The sequence below is a fragment of the Streptomyces sp. NPDC001890 genome (genome assembly GCF_042891445.1).
Taxonomy (GTDB): domain Bacteria; phylum Actinomycetota; class Actinomycetes; order Streptomycetales; family Streptomycetaceae; genus Streptomyces.
This window is the reverse complement of sequence record NZ_JBIATE010000017.1, coordinates 43,373-59,705: the sequence shown is the minus strand read 5'-3', so window position 1 is coordinate 59,705 and position 16,333 is coordinate 43,373. Positions and strand designations below refer to the sequence as shown.

The window sequence follows — 16,333 nt, the reverse complement described above, 5'->3', positions numbered from 1 at the left end:
CGGCAGGACGGTGCCCGGCGGCCCGCGGGCGGCAAGGCGGTCGGCGAAGCGGTGGTCCTCAGGAACTCCCGCTCGTTGTTCAAGGGCAGAGGGCCCTTGAACAGGCAGTGGGCCTTTGAACGGACAGGGTCCTGGAGCAGGCGGGGCGCATAGTGAGGACTGGATGTGAGTGACGTGGCTGCCGGTGCACGATCTGGACACGGGGACCCCGCGAAGGGGCCCGACCGGTCCGCTGATCCCGCCGTCGATCCGGTGGCCGGTCCGGTGGCCGGTCCGGAAGGGGCACCGGATCCGGACGCGCCCGCGGACGAGGAGGCTCCGGACGGGGGCGGCGGGAAGGCGGAGAGGAAGCAGCGTCCTTTCTGGAAGGAGCTTCCCCTGCTGATCGTCGTCGCCCTGGTTCTCGCGCTGCTGATCAAGACGTTCCTGGTGCAGGCGTTCTCGATCCCGTCGGACTCGATGCAGAACACGCTCCAGCGGGGCGACCGGGTGCTGGTGGACAAGCTGACGCCCTGGTTCGGCTCGGAGCCCGAGCGCGGCGAGGTGGTCGTCTTCCACGACCCGGACAACTGGCTCGCCGGGGAGCCGACCCCCGAGTCGAACGCGGTGCAGGACTTCCTGAGTTTCATTGGTCTGATGCCGTCGTCCAAGGAGAAGGACCTGATCAAGCGGACGATCGCGGTCGGTGGTGACACCGTGGAGTGCGCGAAGGGCGGCCCGGTCAAGGTCAACGGGAAGGCGCTCGACGAGCCGTACATCTTCCCCGGCAACACGGCGTGCGACGACAAGCCGTTCGGCCCGGTCGAGGTGCCCGAGGGCAAGATCTGGGTGATGGGCGACCACCGGCAGAACTCCCTGGATTCGCGCTATCACATGGACGAGGCGACCAAGGGCTTCGTGCCCGTCGAGGACGTCGTGGGGCGGGCCGTGGTGGTGGCGTGGCCGATCAACCGCTGGGCGACGCTGCCGGTCCCGGACACCTTCGACCAGCCGGGGATCAACGCGGCGGCCGGCCTGGCCCCGGGAGCACTCGGCGTCGCGGGCGCGCTGCCTCTCGTGCTCTGGCGCCGCAGGAGGCTGACCAGCGGGCGTACCGCCGGGTAGGGTGCCGACTCGGATCAGCGATTGTCGATCTCCGGAGTGGGGGACGCTGGGATGAGTGGACAAGGACGTACGGGTGACGGCCACGGCCGGCTCGGCAGCATGCTGTCGGGGCTGGCCGTGGCCGTCGGCTGTGTGCTCTTCCTCGGCGGGTTCGCCTGGGGGGCGGTGGTGTACAAGCCGTACACGGTGCCGACCCAGTCGATGACTCCGACGGTGAACTCCGGCGACCGGGTGCTCGCGCAGCGGATCGACGGCAGCGAGGTGCGCCGCGGCGACGTGGTGGTCTTCACCGATCCCGTGTGGGGCGACATGCCGATGGTGAAGCGGGTCGTCGGGATCGGCGGCGACGAGATCGCCTGCTGTGACAAGGGCGGCCGGCTCACGGTCAACGGCAAGCCCATTGACGAACCGTATCTGCGCACCAAGGGCCTCGCCTCCGCCAAGAACTTCACGGCGGAGGTGCCCAAGGGGAAGCTCTTCCTGCTGGGCGACGAGCGCAGCGCGTCCCTGGACTCCCGGGTCCACCTGGACGACGCGGGGCAGGGTTCCGTCCCGCGCGACGCGGTACAGGCCCGGGTGGACGCCATCGCCTGGCCGATGAACGGCATGGTCGAGCGTCCGGAGGCCTTCTCCTCGCTCCCCGGCGGGGTGTCGTCGCCCGGACCGCTGCGGCTGCAGCTCGCGGCCGTGCTCGTGGGCGTGGTGCTCATCCTGGGCGGTGCGGCATACGGGCCGATCGCGGCACGGTCCGCGCGTTCGCGACGCGACAAGGGCGAGAAGGTGCCCGCCGGTGCGCACTGAGAAGCGGAAGGTCGCCCGCGTGGTGCTCCTGGACCCCGACGACCGGATCCTGCTGATGCATGGCTTCGAACCGGAGGACCCGGCGAGCACCTGGTGGTTCACCCCCGGTGGCGGCGTGGAGGGCGACGAGACCCGGGAGGAGGCCGCGCTGCGCGAGCTGACCGAGGAGACCGGGATCACCGAGGTCGAACTGGGCCCGCTGCTCTGGCAGCGGATGTGCTCGTTCCCGTTCGACGGACGCCGCTGGGACCAGGACGAGTGGTATTTCCTGGCACGTACGAGGCAGACCGCCACCGACACCAGGGGGCAGACCGGGCTGGAGCGGCGCAGCGTCGCGGGGCTGAGGTGGTGGACCTCCGCCGAACTGTCGGCGGCGCGTGAGACGGTGTACCCGACCAGGCTCGCCGAGTTGCTGCGCACGCTGCTCGACGAGGGTCCTCCGCGTACGCCACTGGTTCTCGACCCCGAAATCGCCTAAGCGCCCAGGGGGGCCGGGGCCTGGCGCACAATGGGGGGACGCACGGCTGAAGGGGAACATGCCAATGAGCGCCGAGGACCTCGAAAAGTACGAGACCGAGATGGAGCTGAAGCTCTACCGGGAGTACCGAGATGTCGTCGGTCTGTTCAAATATGTGATCGAGACCGAACGGCGCTTCTACCTCACCAACGACTACGAGATGCAGGTGCACTCGGTCCAGGGCGAGGTGTTTTTCGAAGTATCGATGGCGGATGCCTGGGTCTGGGACATGTACCGGCCCGCGCGGTTCGTCAAGCAGGTACGGGTGCTGACGTTCAAGGACGTCAACATCGAGGAGCTCAACAAGAGCGATCTCGAACTTCCGGGCGGCTGAGCCCGACCCCGGGGGCGTTTCCCCGGGGCGTCGATTCCCCGGGGATTCCCGGTGATCTCCGGCGGCTCCCGGCGGATTCGCCGGCGAATCCCTGGTGAAGCCCCTCGCGAATCCGTGGTGATTCCCACTTCCGGGTGGCCGGGTTATCCACAATCCCGGGGTTGTCCACCAAGATCCACGCATCGGGACCGGACGCGTCAGAGTCGGTCCCGGAGGTGGTGCCGAAATGAACGCACGGGGGGCACTCGGGCGGTACGGCGAGGATCTGGCGGCGCGGCTGCTGGCCGAGGCCGGCATGTCCGTACTGGAACGGAACTGGCGCTGTCGCGCCGGTGAGATCGACATCGTCGCGATGGACGGCGACGCACTCGTGGTCTGCGAGGTGAAGACCCGCAGGGCAGGCGCGTTCGAGCATCCGATGGCGGCCGTCACACCGGTCAAGGCGGAGCGGCTGCGGCGGCTGGCCGGTATCTGGACCCACCGGCACGGCGGCCCGCCGCCCGGCGGAGTCCGGATCGACCTGGTCGGTGTGGTGCTGCCCAGGCGTGGGGCGCCCGTCGCCGAGCATGCGCGGGGGGTGGCCTGATGGGGTTCGCCCGGGCGTGCTCCGTGGCGCTCGTCGGCGTCGAGGGTGTGGTCGTGGAGGTCCAGGCGGACCTGGAGGCGGGGGTGGCCGCGTTCACCCTGGTGGGGCTGCCGGACAAGAGCCTGGTGGAGAGCCGGGACCGGGTCAGGGCCGCGGTGGTGAACTCGGGGGCCGAGTGGCCGCAGAAGAAGCTCACGGTGGGTCTGTCACCGGCCTCGGTGCCGAAGAGCGGATCCGGGTTCGATCTCGCCGTCGCCTGTGCGGTGCTGGGTGCGGCGGAGCGGATCGATCCCGCGTCCATCGCCGATGTGGTGATGATCGGCGAGCTGGGGCTCGACGGCCGGGTGCGGCCGGTGCGCGGTGTGCTGCCGGCCGTGCTCGCCGCGGCGGAGGCGGGGTATCGGCAGGTCGTCGTGCCCGAACAGACCGCGGGGGAGGCGGCGTTGGTCCCCGGAGTCTCCGTGCTCGGGGTACGGAGCCTGCGGCAGCTGGTCGCCGTGCTCTGCGACGAACCGGTGCCCGACGAACGGCAGGCGCACGACGAGGGGCGCCCCGACACCATGCTGGCCGGGCTGATGGTGCCCGGTGCGGGCATCGGCACCGGGCTCGCCCGCGGGGCCGGGCAGGGCGACGGGAACCCACCGGATCTCGCGGACGTGGCCGGGCAGGAGCTGCCCCGCAAGGCCCTGGAGGTCGCCGCCGCGGGCGGTCACCACCTCCTGCTCTCGGGGCCGCCGGGCGCCGGCAAGACCATGCTGGCCGAGCGGCTGCCGGCCCTCCTGCCGGAGCTGACCCGGAAGGAATCCCTGGAGGTGACCGCGGTGCACTCGGTGGCGGGCATCCTGCCGCCGGGAGAACCACTGGTGAGCCGGCCGCCCTACTGCGCACCCCACCACTCGGCGACGATGCAGTCGCTGGTCGGCGGGGGCAACGGACTGCCGAGGCCCGGTGCGGTCTCGTTGGCCCACCGGGGAATTCTCTTTCTGGACGAGGCGCCCGAGTTCTCCGTACGGGCACTGGACGCGTTGCGACAGCCGCTGGAATCAGGACACGTGGTGGTGGCGCGCAGCGCCGGGGTGATCCGGCTGCCCGCCAGATTCCTGATGATGCTGGCCGCCAACCCCTGCCCGTGCGGCCGGCACGGCCTCAGCGGCGCCGGCTGCGAATGCCCGCCCTCCACGGTGCGGCGCTATCAGGCGAGGCTCTCCGGACCGCTGCTCGACCGGGTGGACCTGCGGGTGTTCGTCGACCCGGTCCGGCGCGAGGACCTGATGGGGCAGGGCGGCAGGGGCGAGCCGACGGCCTCCGTGGCGGCCCGGGTCCGGCGGGCCAGGGCGAGGGCCGCGGAGCGGCTGGCGGGCACCGGGTGGTCGACCAACAGCGAGGTGCCCGGCCATGAGCTGCGGACCAGGTTGATCGCGGCACCGGGCGCGCTCCTCGCGGCCGAGCAGGACATGGACCGGGGCATGCTCACCGCACGGGGCCTGGACCGGGTGCTCCGAGTGGCGTGGACGGTCGCCGATCTGCGCGGCGCCGACCGCCCGGACGCCTCCGACATCGCGGTGGCGCTGGAACTGCGGACCGGGATTTCACGGGGCGCCCTGACGAACGCCGGGGCGCCGTCATGAAGCGGCGGACGGAGGACGCGCCGGGGAACGGGCAGGACCTGTCGGGGGAGGTACGGGGACCGGGCGCGGCACACGGCACGGAGGAGGAGCCCGGGGCCGGGCCGGGGCTGACGGTGAGCGGCCAGGAGCGGCTGGCGCGGGCTGCCCTGACCCGCATCGTCGAGCCGGGGGACGAGCACGGTGGCCGCTGGCTGCGCGAGTGCGGTGCCGTCGAACTGATACGGCGGATCACCAGCGGGGACGGCACCGCGGAGCAGCTGAGCGGAATGACTCCGAAACGGCTTGCCGGATACCGGTTGAGGGCCGGGAGCGCCGACCCCGGGCGGGACCTTTCGGCGATCGCCGCGCTGGGCGGGCGGTTCATCTGCCCCGGCGACCGGGAATGGCCCAGCCAGCTCGACGACCTCGCGGACGCCAGGCCGACCGGCCTGTGGGTGCGGGGGCCGCGCGATCTGCGGCTCTGGGCGCTGCGCTCGGTCGCCGTGGTCGGCGCCCGGGCCTGCACCCCCTACGGATCGCACATGGCGGCCGGACTCGGTGCGGGACTCGCGGAGCTGGGGTGGGTGGTCGTGTCGGGGGCCGCGTTCGGGGTCGACGGGGCGGCGCACCGCGGCGCGCTCGCCGTCGGCGGGGCGACGGCGGCGGTCCTGGCCTGCGGGGTGGACGTCCCCTACCCCCGGGGACACGCCGAGCTGATCGGAAGGATCGCGCAACAGGGGCTCGTCATCGGCGAATTACCACCGTCCGATCATCCCACCCGCAGCAGATTCGTTCTCCGGAACCGGGTCATCGCCGCGTTGACGCGGGGAACGGTGGTCGTCGAGGCCGAATACCGCAGTGGTTCGCTCGTCACCGCGCGCTGCGCACAGCGGCTCGGCCGCTTCACGATGGGCGTGCCGGGACCCGCCACCAGCGGGCTGTCGGCAGGGGTCCATGAACTCCTGCGCGGCGAGGCCGTCCTGGTCACCGATGCCGCCGAAGTTGCCGAACTGGTGGGGGACATCGGCGAACTCGCCCCGGCCAGACGCGGCCCCGTGCACCCCCGGGACCTGCTGGACGCGACCTCCGCCGCGGTCCTCGACGCCCTGCCCCGCCGGGGTGCCGTCAGCGGGCGCGACGTGGCCCGCACCGCCGGAACCGGCATCGACGAAGCGCTCGGCAGGCTGTACGAACTGCACTCACTGGGGTTCGTCGAACGGGAGGGCGATGGATGGCGGTTGACGCCGCGACCGACTTGCAATGGCGGCGCGCGGCGAGGCGGTACTTGACCTGGAGCATTCGGGTGAAAAGGTGATGCCGATGACCTCGGCGGATCCTTCAGTGGCGCCTCCGGGGCCGACGCGCACGGCGACGGTCCCGGGACTCGGCCGTGTCGGATCGGCCGGATTCGCACGGCGCCGATCCTCTATCCTGCGCGGATATCCTGCGCGGACCGCGACACCGTCGTCACGCTACGCTCACAAGGGTTCCGGCTCAGACATACGTCCAAGCACTTCACAGCAGAACGGCTCAAGGCACCACATGCCCCAGCACACCTCCGGGTCTGACCGCGCGGCAGCGCCACCGGCTGCGCGTGGCACTGTGCGTCCCCCCGCTCCCTCCTCGCTCGACGAGTTGTGGCGTTCGTACAAGTCCACCGGCGACGAGCGGCTGCGGGAGCAGCTGATCCTCCACTACTCGCCGCTGGTGAAGTACGTCGCGGGCCGAGTGAGCGTGGGCCTGCCTTCCAACGTCGAGCAGGCGGACTTCGTCTCCTCGGGGGTCTTCGGACTGATCGACGCGATCGAGAAGTTCGACATCGAGCGCGCGATCAAGTTCGAGACCTACGCGATCACCCGGATCCGGGGCGCGATGATCGACGAACTCCGGGCGCTGGACTGGATCCCGCGCTCGGTGCGCCAGAAGGCGCGGGCGGTCGAACGCGCCTACGCCACGCTGGAGGCGCAGCTGCGGCGCACCCCGTCCGAGGCGGAGGTCGCCGCGGAGATGGGCATCGCACTGGAGGAACTCCACGCGGTTTTCAGCCAGTTGTCACTGGCGAACGTGGTCGCGCTGGAGGAACTGCTGCACGTCGGCGGTGAGGGCGGCGACCGGCTCAGCCTGATGGACACGCTTGAGGACACCGCCGCCGACGATCCGGTGGAAGTCGCCGAGGACCGCGAGCTCAGACGGTTGCTCGCCCGGGCGATCAACACGCTTCCGGAGCGCGAGAAGACGGTCGTCACGCTCTACTACTACGAGGGCCTCACCCTCGCCGAGATCGGCAATGTCCTCGGGGTCACCGAGAGCCGGGTCAGCCAGATCCACACCAAATCGGTGCTGCAACTGCGCGCGAAGCTGGCCGACGCCGGACGCTGAGCCCTGCTCGCGACCGGTGTCGGCCATGTTTGCTTCGGCCATCGAGCAGGGCCGCACTCGCCCTCCCGGGCACCGGTCGCCGTAGAGTGGACACGTGCCCAGGATTCGAGCGGCCTCGGTGGCCGAGCACCGGACCATGCAGCGCGGCGCCCTCCTGGACGCCGCACGCTCCCTGCTGTCCGAGGGCGGCACGGAAGCGCTGACCTTCCCCGCCCTCGCCGAACGGACGGGCCTCGCCCGGTCCTCCGTGTACGAGTACTTCCGTTCCCGCGCCGCCGTCGTGGAGGAGCTCTGTGCCGTCGACTTCCCCGTCTGGGCGGCCGAGGTCGAGAACGCGATGGAGCAGGCCACGACGCCCGAGGGCAAGATCGAGGCCTATGTGCGCCGACAGCTCGACCTCGTCGGGGACCGCCGCCACCGGGCGGTCGTCGCCATCTCGGCCAGCGAGCTGGACGCCGGGGCGCGCGAGAAGATCAGGGCAGCGCACGGCGGGCTGATCGCCATGATCGTCGAGGCGCTCGGCGACCTCGGCCACGCGCAGCCGAGGCTGGCGGCGATGCTGCTCCAAGGCTCGGTGGACGCCGCCGTGCGGCGTATCGAACTGGCTGTCGCCGAGGAGCCGGCCGTGATCGCGGACACCGCCGTCGCCATGATCCTCCGAGGCGTGCAGGGCGCACGGAGCTGACGCGGCCGCCGCGTCACGGCGGCCGCGAGCAGAACGCCGGGGGCGGCGAGCCCGTCCCCGGTCCCCCCGACGGCGCGCGCGGTCCTCAACCGCTTCAGGCGCGAATACTTCCAACCAGCCGGTCCCCCGTCGGCGCGCGCGGTCCCGGGTACGCCGAACACCGGAAGCAGCCGGGACGGGCCCCGCCGCAGCAGCGACGGCGGCAGCAGCGACAGCGGGTCCAGGTACGTGTCACCGCGCCGCAGGCCCCAGTGCAGACAGCCCGCCGCGCAGTGGAAGGGCCCCGCCTCCACGATCGCCACCATCTGCCCCGCCACCACCTTCTCGCCCTTCGCGACGAGCGCCCGCACCGGTTCGTACGTGGTCCGCAGTGGCGGATCACCACTGCCGGCCACCTCGATCGCCAGCACCCCGCGCCCCGCCACCCGCCCCGCGAACGAGACCTGTCCCGAGGCCGCGGCGAGCACCGCCGCACCCGGCTCCGCGGCGAGGTCGACGCCCCGGTGGCCCCGCCCGTAGGCGTCGGCCGGGGGCTCCCAGCCCCGTACGACCGCGGGCCGCCCGGCCATCGGCCAACTCCGGCCGCCGTCCGGCACCGGCCCGGATTCGGATTCGGGCGTGGATGTGGACGGCGGCCCGTCGGCTGTGGGCGCGGTCGCGGTCGCGGGCGTGGACGTCGGTCTGCCGGCTGCGGGAACGGGCGTGGGCCCCGGCCCGCCGGCCGCGGCGACCGGTGGGCCGCACACCACCGCCAGCAGGACCGCCACCACCGCCACGAGCGCCTCCCGCAGGCGCGCGGGAGCGGGCTTCGCAGGAGCGGCCGGACCGGTCGGATCAGTTGGGGATCGCATGGCAGAACCGTCCCGCGGCCCCGCGATCCGCGGGGATCATGAACCGGATCTGTGGACAACCTGCCGGTTGTGGACAGCGCCGTCACCCGGCACTCGGGCCGTCCCGTACACTTCCTATGGCGATCCGGGTCACCGGGTCGACTTCGCACGCCCCGCCACCTCCCTCTCTGCGGACGGTGGCCGCGCTCCTCGGTCCCTTGTGGCACGGCGCGTCGGGGCGTCAGGCGCGACAGCAATCCTGCGGTCGCGACAACCGAGCACCTCAAGGAGTACGGCCATGGCCGTCGTCACGATGCGGGAGCTGCTGGAAAGCGGCGTCCACTTCGGTCACCAGACCCGTCGCTGGAACCCGAAGATGAAGCGCTTCATCTTCACCGAGCGCAACGGCATCTACATCATCGACCTGCTCCAGTCGCTGTCGTACATCGACCGCGCCTACGAGTTCGTCAAGGAGACCGTCGCCCACGGCGGTTCCATCATGTTCGTGGGTACGAAGAAGCAGGCCCAGGAGGCCATCGCCGAGCAGGCGACGCGCGTCGGCATGCCGTACGTCAACCAGCGTTGGCTCGGTGGCATGCTCACCAACTTCTCCACCGTCTACAAGCGCCTCCAGCGTCTGAAGGAGCTTGAGCTCATCGACTTCGAGGACGTGGCCGCCTCCGGCCTCACCAAGAAGGAGCTCCTGGTTCTCTCCCGCGAGAAGGCCAAGCTGGAGAAGACCCTCGGTGGTATCCGCGAGATGCAGAAGGTGCCGAGCGCCGTCTGGATCGTCGACACCAAGAAGGAGCACATCGCCGTCGGTGAGGCGCGCAAGCTCCACATCCCGGTCGTCGCGATCCTCGACACCAACTGCGACCCCGACGAGGTCGACTACAAGATTCCGGGCAACGACGACGCGATCCGCTCCGTCACCCTGCTCACCCGCGTGATCGCCGACGCCGTCGCCGAGGGCCTCATCGCCCGTTCCGGTGCCGCCACCGGTGACTCGAAGCCGGGCGAGAAGGCCGCCGGCGAGCCGCTCGCCGAGTGGGAGCGCGACCTGCTCGAGGGCGACAAGAAGGCCGACGCCGAGGTCCAGACCTCCGCCGAGACCGAGAAGGTCGCGGACGCCGAGGCCGCTGCCGAGGCCCCCGCTGCCGAGGCTCCGGCCGCGGACGCCGAGCAGGCCTGACACCCGTCACGGCTGATGACGGCGGGGGCGGGTGCCACAAGCACCGCCCCCGCCGTTCACCCGTAGATCTTTCAGACTTCGAGAGAGAAACCCAGACTCATGGCGAACTACACCGCCGCTGACGTCAAGAAGCTCCGCGAGCTCACCGGCGCCGGCATGATGGACTGCAAGAAGGCGCTCGACGAGGCCGACGGCAACGTCGACAAGGCCGTCGAGGCGCTCCGTATCAAGGGCCAGAAGGGCGTCGCCAAGCGCGAGGGCCGCTCTGCCGAGAACGGTGCCGTCGTCTCCGTCATCTCCGATGACCAGACGACCGGTGTTCTGCTGGAGCTGAAGTGCGAGACGGACTTCGTCGCCAAGGGCGAGAAGTTCCAGAACGTCGCGAACACCCTCGCCGCGCACGTCGCCGCCACCTCCCCGGCCGACATCCAGGCGCTGCTCGCCTCCGAGATCGAGGCCGGCAAGACCGTCCAGGCGTACGTCGACGAGGCCAACGCCAACCTCGGCGAGAAGATCGTCCTGGACCGCTTCGCGCAGTTCTCCGGCGCGTTCGTCTCCGCGTACATGCACCGCACCATGCCCGACCTGCCGCCGCAGATCGGTGTTCTGGTCGAGCTGGACAAGGCCGACGCCGAGCTGGCCAAGGGCATCGCGCAGCACATCGCCGCGTTCGCCCCGAAGTACCTGTCCCGCGAGGACGTCCCGGCCGAGGTCGTCGAGGCCGAGCGCCGCGTCGCCGAGGAGACCACGCGCGCCGAGGGCAAGCCCGAGGCCGCGCTCCCGAAGATCGTCGAGGGTCGCGTCAACGGCTTCTTCAAGGAGGCCACCCTCCTCGGCCAGCCGTACGCGCTGGACAACAAGAAGTCCGTCCAGAAGGTCCTGGACGAGGCCGGTGTCACCCTGAAGCGCTTCTCGCGCATCAAGGTCGGCATCTGAGTCCGTCCGCGAAACACGGTGGACCCCGATAGGGTCTAGTGCAGTCGTCGGCCGCACTCACGCCGTACGACCGCAGATCTGACGAGGAGGCCATTGCCGCTGAGGGACACCAGACCCACCGGCAATGGCCTTCTTCGTATGTGCACGAGGAGAATCTCCATGAACAAGGGCGCGGACGCCGTAAAAGGTGACCACAAGCGCGACGACGGCAAGGTGGCCGGACGCTTCATGCTGAAGCTGTCCGGAGAGGCGTTCGCCGGCGGCGGGGGTCTCGGTGTCGACCCCGACGTCGTACACGCCATCGCCCGGGAAATCGCGGCGGTCGTCCGCGACGGCGCGGAAATCGCCGTCGTCATCGGCGGCGGCAACTTCTTCCGTGGCGCCGAGCTCCAGCAGCGCGGCATGGACCGGGCCCGGTCCGACTACATGGGCATGCTCGGCACGGTCATGAACTGCCTGGCACTCCAGGACTTCCTGGAGAAGGAAGGCATCGACTCCCGCGTCCAGACCGCCATCACCATGGGGCAGGTCGCGGAGCCGTACATTCCGCTGCGCGCCGTGCGCCACCTGGAGAAGGGCCGCGTCGTCATCTTCGGCGCCGGCATGGGGATGCCGTACTTCTCCACCGACACCACTGCCGCCCAGCGCGCCCTGGAGATCGACGCGGAGGGTCTCCTGATGGGCAAGAACGGGGTGGACGGGGTCTACGACTCCGACCCGAAGAGCAACCCCGACGCGGTGAAGTTCGACGCGCTCGAGTACAGCGAGGTTCTCGCCCGCGATCTCAAGGTCGCCGACGCCACCGCCATCACGCTCTGCCGTGACAACGACCTGCCGATCCTCGTCTTCGAGCTGACCGCCACCGGCAATATCGCCCGCGCGGTCAAGGGTGAGAAGATCGGCACGCTCGTGAGTGACCGGAGCACCCGGGTCTGAGGACCGGGGGACCTCTCCGGAGTACGACGGGGAGGTCCGGGCCCCCGGGGCACCCCCCGGGACCGGCCCCGAAGGATGGACAACGGCCTGCCGGTCGGACACCGTGCAGGTGAGGACGCGACGCAGGACCCGCCGGGCCCGGGCACGACGGGCCCACTCAAGACACGCAGGAGCACGTGGTGATCGAAGAAACCCTCCTCGAGGCCGAGGAGAAGATGGAGAAGGCCGTCGTCGTCGCGAAAGAGGACTTCGCCGCGATCCGTACCGGCCGTGCGCACCCGGCGATGTTCAACAAGATCGTCGCCGACTACTACGGCGCGCTGACCCCGATCAACCAGCTCGCCTCGTTCTCGGTGCCCGAGCCGCGCATGGCCGTCGTGACGCCGTTCGACAAGACCGCGCTGCGCAACATCGAGCAGGCCATCCGCGACTCGGACCTCGGCGTCAACCCGAGCAACGACGGCAATATCATCCGGGTGACCTTCCCGGAGCTCACCGAGGAGCGCCGCCGCGACTACATCAAGGTCGCCAAGGGCAAGGCCGAGGACTCCAAGATCTCCATCCGCGCGGTGCGCCGCAAGGCCAAGGAGACCCTGGACAAGCTGGTCAAGGACAAGGAGTCGGGCGAGGACGAGGTGCGTCGCGCCGAGAAGGAGCTCGACGACACCACCGCGAAGTACGTCGCGCAGGTCGACGAGCTGCTCAAGCACAAGGAAGCCGAGCTGCTCGAAGTCTGATGAACGACTCTTCCTGGGGCGCCCCGCAGGGAGCCGGCCACTGGGGTGCGCCCGAGATGCAGGCCGCTCCGGCGGGTCCTGCATACGATGTGCATGGCGCCCAGCAGACTCGGCCCATGCCCATCGTGCCGGACGTTCCCGACGCAGGTAGAGACGCTGACGACCGTGATGACCGGGACCAGGGGGCCGGACGCCTGAGCGGCGGCCCCCTGTTCCGTGACGAGAAGCCGCAGGAGCCCATGTCCACCGCGCCGCCGCCCCCGCAGAAGAAACGTGCGGGCCGTGATCTGCGAGCCGCCATAGGGGTCGGTGTGGGGCTCGGCGCCGTCATCGTCGCCTCGCTGTTCATCGTCAAGGCCGTCTTCGTCGGTGTGATCGTGGTCGCCGTCGTCGTGGGCCTCTGGGAGCTCACCTCACGGCTCCAGGAGCGCAAGGGCATCAAGGCGCCGCTCGTCCCGCTCGCGGTGGGCGGCGCGGCGATGGTGGTGGCCGGTTACGCGCTGGGCGCCGAAGGCGCCTGGGTGGCGATGGCGCTGACCGCGCTGGCGGTGCTCGTCTGGCGGATGACCGCACCGCCCGAGGGCTACCTCAGGGACGTCACGGCCGGTGTGTTCGCGGTGTTCTACGTACCGTTCCTCGCCACGTTCGTCGCCATGCTCCTGACAGCCGACGACGGGGCGCAGCGGGTGCTCACCTTCCTGCTGCTGACCGTGGTCAGCGACACGGGTGCGTACGCCGTCGGCTGGCGCTTCGGGAAGCACAAGCTGGCGCCGCGCATCAGCCCCGGAAAGACCCGGGAGGGTCTGTTCGGAGCCGTCGCCTTCGCGATGGTCGCCGGCGCGCTGTGCATGCAGTTCCTGATCGACGGCGGTTCCTGGTGGCAGGGGCTGCTGCTCGGGCTCGCGGTCGCGGTCAGCGCCACCCTCGGCGACCTGGGCGAGTCGATGATCAAGCGGGATCTCGGGATCAAGGACATGGGCACACTGCTCCCGGGGCACGGCGGCATCATGGACCGGCTGGACTCGCTGCTGCCGACCGCCCCGGTGGTCTGGCTGCTGCTGGTGCTGTTCGTCGGATCCAGCTGAGAGCAGGCTTCTGACCTGCGATTTTACGAGTGAGGGTCCGTTGTCCACAGGACGGCGGGCCCTCACTGTTCTGTCTGCGACACTGGATGGACCATGCCTAAGCCCGGAGAACTCACTTTCGTCGCGCCCCGCGGAGCCAAGAAGCCGCCGCGGCATCTCGCCGACCTCACGCCCGCCGAGCGCAAGGAAGCGGTCGCCGCGATCGGCGAGAAGCCGTTCCGCGCCCAGCAGCTCTCGCAGCACTACTTCGCGCGGTACGCGCACGACCCGGCGGAGTGGACCAACATCCCGGCCGCGTCGCGGGACAAGCTCGCCGAGGCGATGTTCCCCGACCTGATGTCGGTGGTCCGCCACATCAGCTGCGACGACGACACCACCCGCAAGACGCTGTGGAAACTGCACGACGGGACGCTCGTCGAGTCCGTCCTGATGCGCTACCCGGAGCGCGTCACGATGTGCATCTCCTCGCAGGCCGGATGCGGGATGAACTGTCCGTTCTGCGCCACCGGACAGGCCGGCCTCGACCGCAATCTGTCGACCGCCGAGATCGTCCACCAGATCGTGGACGGGATGCGGGCGCTGCGCGACGGCGAGGTCCCCGGCGGCCCGGCGCGGCTCTCCAACATCGTCTTCATGGGCATGGGCGAGCCGCTCGCCAACTACAACCGGGTGGTCGGCGCGATCCGTCGGCTCACCGACCCGGAGCCGGACGGGCTGGGGCTCTCGCAGCGCGGGATCACCGTCTCCACCGTGGGCCTGGTGCCCGCGATGCTCCGCTTCGCCGACGAGGGCTTCAAGTGCCGTCTCGCCGTCTCGCTGCACGCGCCGGACGACGAGCTGCGCGACACCCTCGTGCCCGTGAACACGCGCTGGAAGGTCGCCGAGGTGCTGGACGCCGCGTGGGAGTACGCGGAGAAGTCCGGCCGCCGCATCTCGATCGAGTACGCGCTGATCCGTGACATCAACGACCAGGCATGGCGCGGCGACCGGCTCGGCCGGCTCCTCAAGGGCAAGCGGGTCCACGTCAATCTGATCCCGCTGAACCCCACGCCCGGTTCCAAGTGGACCGCCTCGCGGCCCGAGGACGAGAAGGCGTTCGTCGAGGCGATCGCCGCCCATGGCGTGCCGGTCACCGTGCGGGACACCCGCGGCCAGGAGATCGACGGGGCCTGCGGTCAGCTGGCGGCGGCCGAGCGCTGAGGCCGATAAGGCCCGTGTAATCTGGGCCCGAAATCAACTTCATATTCCGACAGGGGAGCGCCACAGCGCTGAGAGTGCGGCACCGAGGACAGGTCGGCCGCAGACCCTCTGAACCTCGCCCGGGTCATTCCGGGTAGGAAGTTCGGTCATCAACTCATGCTGTTGCGCCCTGCCCGCTTTCCCGCGGGCAGGGCCGCGTCTCTTCCTGGCCAAAACCCAGGAGGAATACACCAATGACCACCACGCGCAGGACCAGGCAGCTCGCGGCTTCGGCCGTCGCCGCCGCGCTCGGCGTCACCGCACTCGCCGGGTGCGGGAGTTCCGACGACGCGTCCTCGGGTTCCAGCGGCACGAAGGGCTCGGGCTCCAAGACCGTGACCCTCGTCAGCCACGACTCCTTCAACGCCTCCGAGGAAGTGCTGAAGCAGTTCACCGAGGAGACCGGATACACCGTCAAGGTGCTGAAGAGCGGCGACGCGGGTGTCGCGCTCAACCAGGAGATCCTGACCAAGGGCTCCCCGCGCGGCGACGTGTTCTTCGGCGTCGACAACACGCTGCTCTCCCGCGCCCTCGACAGCGGGCTCTTCACGCCGTACGAGGCGAAGGGCATCGACCGGGTCGCGGCGGACACCCGGCTCGACGCCGACCGGCACCGGGTCACCCCGGTCGACACCGGCGACATCTGCGTCAACTACGACAAGAAGTACTTCGCCGACAAGAAGCTCGCGCCGCCGCGGTCCTTCGACGACCTGGCGAAGCCCGCGTACAAGGACCTGCTCGTCACCGAGAACGCCGGGACCTCCTCGCCCGGCCTCGGCTTCCTCCTCGGCACCGTCGCCACCTACGGCGAGAAGGGCTACCAGGACTACTGGAAGAAGCTGGAGCGCAACGGCGTCAAGGTCGTCGACGGCTGGGAGCAGGCGTACAACGAGGAGTTCTCCGGCTCCGCGGGCGGAAAGAAGGCCAAGGCGGACCGGCCGCTCGTCGTCTCGTACGCCTCCAGCCCGCCCGTCGAGGTGCTGTACGCGAAGCCGCAGCCGGCCGAGGCCCCGACCGGTGTCGCCACCGGGACCTGCTTCCGCCAGACCGAGTTCGCCGGCCTGCTGAAGGGGGCGAAGAACGAGGCGGGTGGCAAGGCCCTGCTGGACTTCCTGATCAGCAAGACGTTCCAGGAGGACATGCCGCTCAACATGTTCGTCAACCCGGTCGTCAAGGACGCGGCGCTGCCGGAGCTCTTCACGAAGTTCGGCGCGACGGTGGACAGCCCGACGACCGTGGCCCCGGACCAGATCGCCAAGAACCGTGAGCAGTGGGTCCAGTCGTGGTCCTCGCTCGTAGTGAAGTAGCGAAGAGTCCCGTACGCGGAACGGACGCGGGCGGGAGGACTTCCCGCCCGCGGTCCGC

16 protein-coding genes, 1 pseudogene and 1 riboswitch are annotated in these 16,333 nt (G+C 70.3%); of the genes and pseudogenes, 16 read left to right on the top strand and 1 reads right to left on the bottom strand.

What is annotated here, in order from left to right; all coding sequences use genetic code 11:
- Nucleotides 1–174: 174 nt before the first annotated feature.
- From lepB (ACFYY1_RS30745) to ACFYY1_RS30705, 9 genes are all read left to right on the top strand, one after another.
- Nucleotides 175–1,104, top strand: a complete 930-nt coding sequence (lepB, locus tag ACFYY1_RS30745; protein ID WP_388591508.1) for a signal peptidase I — start codon at nt 175–177, stop codon at nt 1,102–1,104.
- 51 nt (nt 1,105–1,155) lie between these two features.
- On the top strand, nt 1,156–1,905 hold the full coding sequence (gene lepB / locus ACFYY1_RS30740; RefSeq protein WP_388591378.1) for a signal peptidase I: 750 nt from the start codon (nt 1,156–1,158) through the stop codon (nt 1,903–1,905).
- On the top strand, nt 1,895–2,383 hold the full coding sequence (locus tag ACFYY1_RS30735; RefSeq protein ID WP_388591377.1) for an NUDIX hydrolase: 489 nt from the start codon (nt 1,895–1,897) through the stop codon (nt 2,381–2,383). Before lepB (ACFYY1_RS30740) ends, ACFYY1_RS30735 begins: the two co-directional genes overlap by 11 nt.
- A 64-nt stretch (nt 2,384–2,447) precedes the next feature.
- Nucleotides 2,448–2,756: a DUF2469 domain-containing protein gene (locus ACFYY1_RS30730; protein WP_003965949.1), complete on the top strand. Its 309-nt coding sequence runs from the start codon at nt 2,448–2,450 to the stop codon at nt 2,754–2,756.
- Nucleotides 2,757–2,982: 226 nt separating this feature from the next.
- Nucleotides 2,983–3,342: a YraN family protein gene (locus ACFYY1_RS30725; protein ID WP_266729425.1), complete on the top strand. Its 360-nt coding sequence runs from the start codon at nt 2,983–2,985 to the stop codon at nt 3,340–3,342.
- On the top strand, nt 3,342–4,970 hold the full coding sequence (locus ACFYY1_RS30720; RefSeq protein ID WP_388591375.1) for a YifB family Mg chelatase-like AAA ATPase: 1,629 nt from the start codon (nt 3,342–3,344) through the stop codon (nt 4,968–4,970). Before ACFYY1_RS30725 ends, ACFYY1_RS30720 begins: the two co-directional genes overlap by 1 nt.
- Nucleotides 4,967–6,238: a DNA-processing protein DprA gene (gene dprA / locus ACFYY1_RS30715; RefSeq protein WP_388591373.1), complete on the top strand. Its 1,272-nt coding sequence runs from the start codon at nt 4,967–4,969 to the stop codon at nt 6,236–6,238. The genes ACFYY1_RS30720 and dprA overlap by 4 nt, the downstream gene beginning before the upstream one ends.
- A 253-nt stretch (nt 6,239–6,491) precedes the next feature.
- Nucleotides 6,492–7,328 carry an RNA polymerase sigma factor WhiG gene (gene whiG / locus ACFYY1_RS30710; RefSeq protein ID WP_388591372.1) on the top strand — a complete coding sequence of 279 codons (837 nt, stop codon included), beginning with the start codon at nt 6,492–6,494 and terminating at the stop codon, nt 7,326–7,328.
- 118 nt (nt 7,329–7,446) lie between these two features.
- Nucleotides 7,447–8,013, top strand: coding sequence for a TetR/AcrR family transcriptional regulator (locus tag ACFYY1_RS30705; RefSeq protein WP_388591507.1), 567 nt, complete (start codon nt 7,447–7,449; stop codon nt 8,011–8,013).
- A gap of 146 nt (nt 8,014–8,159) precedes the next feature.
- Here the strand turns inward: ACFYY1_RS30705 and ACFYY1_RS30700 are convergent.
- Nucleotides 8,160–8,864 (bottom strand): annotated as a pseudogene (locus ACFYY1_RS30700) (murein hydrolase activator EnvC family protein); the annotation flags it as partial.
- Nucleotides 8,865–9,141: 277 nt separating this feature from the next.
- Here ACFYY1_RS30700 and rpsB point away from each other — a divergent pair.
- The 7 genes from rpsB to ACFYY1_RS30665 all read left to right on the top strand — a co-directional run bounded on the left by rpsB (nt 9,142) and on the right by ACFYY1_RS30665 (nt 16,275).
- Nucleotides 9,142–10,035 carry a 30S ribosomal protein S2 gene (rpsB, locus tag ACFYY1_RS30695; RefSeq protein WP_388591371.1) on the top strand — a complete coding sequence of 298 codons (894 nt, stop codon included), beginning with the start codon at nt 9,142–9,144 and terminating at the stop codon, nt 10,033–10,035.
- 99 nt (nt 10,036–10,134) lie between these two features.
- Nucleotides 10,135–10,971 (top strand): translation elongation factor Ts, encoded by an 837-nt coding sequence (tsf, locus tag ACFYY1_RS30690; protein ID WP_388591370.1) that lies wholly within the window; start codon nt 10,135–10,137, stop codon nt 10,969–10,971.
- 159 nt (nt 10,972–11,130) lie between these two features.
- Nucleotides 11,131–11,907, top strand: a complete 777-nt coding sequence (gene pyrH / locus ACFYY1_RS30685; RefSeq protein ID WP_266729420.1) for a UMP kinase — start codon at nt 11,131–11,133, stop codon at nt 11,905–11,907.
- A gap of 179 nt (nt 11,908–12,086) precedes the next feature.
- A complete protein-coding gene (gene frr, locus ACFYY1_RS30680; RefSeq protein WP_072487217.1) occupies nt 12,087–12,644 on the top strand; it encodes a ribosome recycling factor in 558 nt (185 codons plus the stop codon).
- Nucleotides 12,644–13,729, top strand: coding sequence for a phosphatidate cytidylyltransferase (locus ACFYY1_RS30675; RefSeq protein WP_388591368.1), 1,086 nt, complete (start codon nt 12,644–12,646; stop codon nt 13,727–13,729). Before frr ends, ACFYY1_RS30675 begins: the two co-directional genes overlap by 1 nt.
- Before the next feature lie 93 nt (nt 13,730–13,822).
- Nucleotides 13,823–14,929, top strand: a complete 1,107-nt coding sequence (rlmN, locus tag ACFYY1_RS30670) for a 23S rRNA (adenine(2503)-C(2))-methyltransferase RlmN (RefSeq protein ID WP_388591367.1) — start codon at nt 13,823–13,825, stop codon at nt 14,927–14,929.
- Between the two features lie 41 nt (nt 14,930–14,970).
- A riboswitch (TPP riboswitch) is annotated at nt 14,971–15,087 on the top strand.
- Between the two features lie 75 nt (nt 15,088–15,162).
- Nucleotides 15,163–16,275: a thiamine ABC transporter substrate binding subunit gene (locus tag ACFYY1_RS30665; protein ID WP_388591366.1), complete on the top strand. Its 1,113-nt coding sequence runs from the start codon at nt 15,163–15,165 to the stop codon at nt 16,273–16,275.
- Nucleotides 16,276–16,333 lie beyond the last annotated feature (58 nt).

Coding starts and splice junctions, on each gene's coding strand:
- lepB (WP_388591378.1), top strand. CDS start 1,156: ATGAGTGGACAAGGACGTACGGGTGACGGCCACGGCCGGCTCGGCAGC.
- ACFYY1_RS30730 (WP_003965949.1), top strand. CDS start 2,448: ATGAGCGCCGAGGACCTCGAAAAGTACGAGACCGAGATGGAGCTGAAG.
- ACFYY1_RS30725 (WP_266729425.1), top strand. CDS start 2,983: ATGAACGCACGGGGGGCACTCGGGCGGTACGGCGAGGATCTGGCGGCG.
- ACFYY1_RS30720 (WP_388591375.1), top strand. CDS start 3,342: ATGGGGTTCGCCCGGGCGTGCTCCGTGGCGCTCGTCGGCGTCGAGGGT.
- dprA (WP_388591373.1), top strand. CDS start 4,967: ATGAAGCGGCGGACGGAGGACGCGCCGGGGAACGGGCAGGACCTGTCG.
- whiG (WP_388591372.1), top strand. CDS start 6,492: ATGCCCCAGCACACCTCCGGGTCTGACCGCGCGGCAGCGCCACCGGCT.
- rpsB (WP_388591371.1), top strand. CDS start 9,142: ATGGCCGTCGTCACGATGCGGGAGCTGCTGGAAAGCGGCGTCCACTTC.
- tsf (WP_388591370.1), top strand. CDS start 10,135: ATGGCGAACTACACCGCCGCTGACGTCAAGAAGCTCCGCGAGCTCACC.
- pyrH (WP_266729420.1), top strand. CDS start 11,131: ATGAACAAGGGCGCGGACGCCGTAAAAGGTGACCACAAGCGCGACGAC.
- ACFYY1_RS30675 (WP_388591368.1), top strand. CDS start 12,644: ATGAACGACTCTTCCTGGGGCGCCCCGCAGGGAGCCGGCCACTGGGGT.
- rlmN (WP_388591367.1), top strand. CDS start 13,823: ATGCCTAAGCCCGGAGAACTCACTTTCGTCGCGCCCCGCGGAGCCAAG.
- ACFYY1_RS30665 (WP_388591366.1), top strand. CDS start 15,163: ATGACCACCACGCGCAGGACCAGGCAGCTCGCGGCTTCGGCCGTCGCC.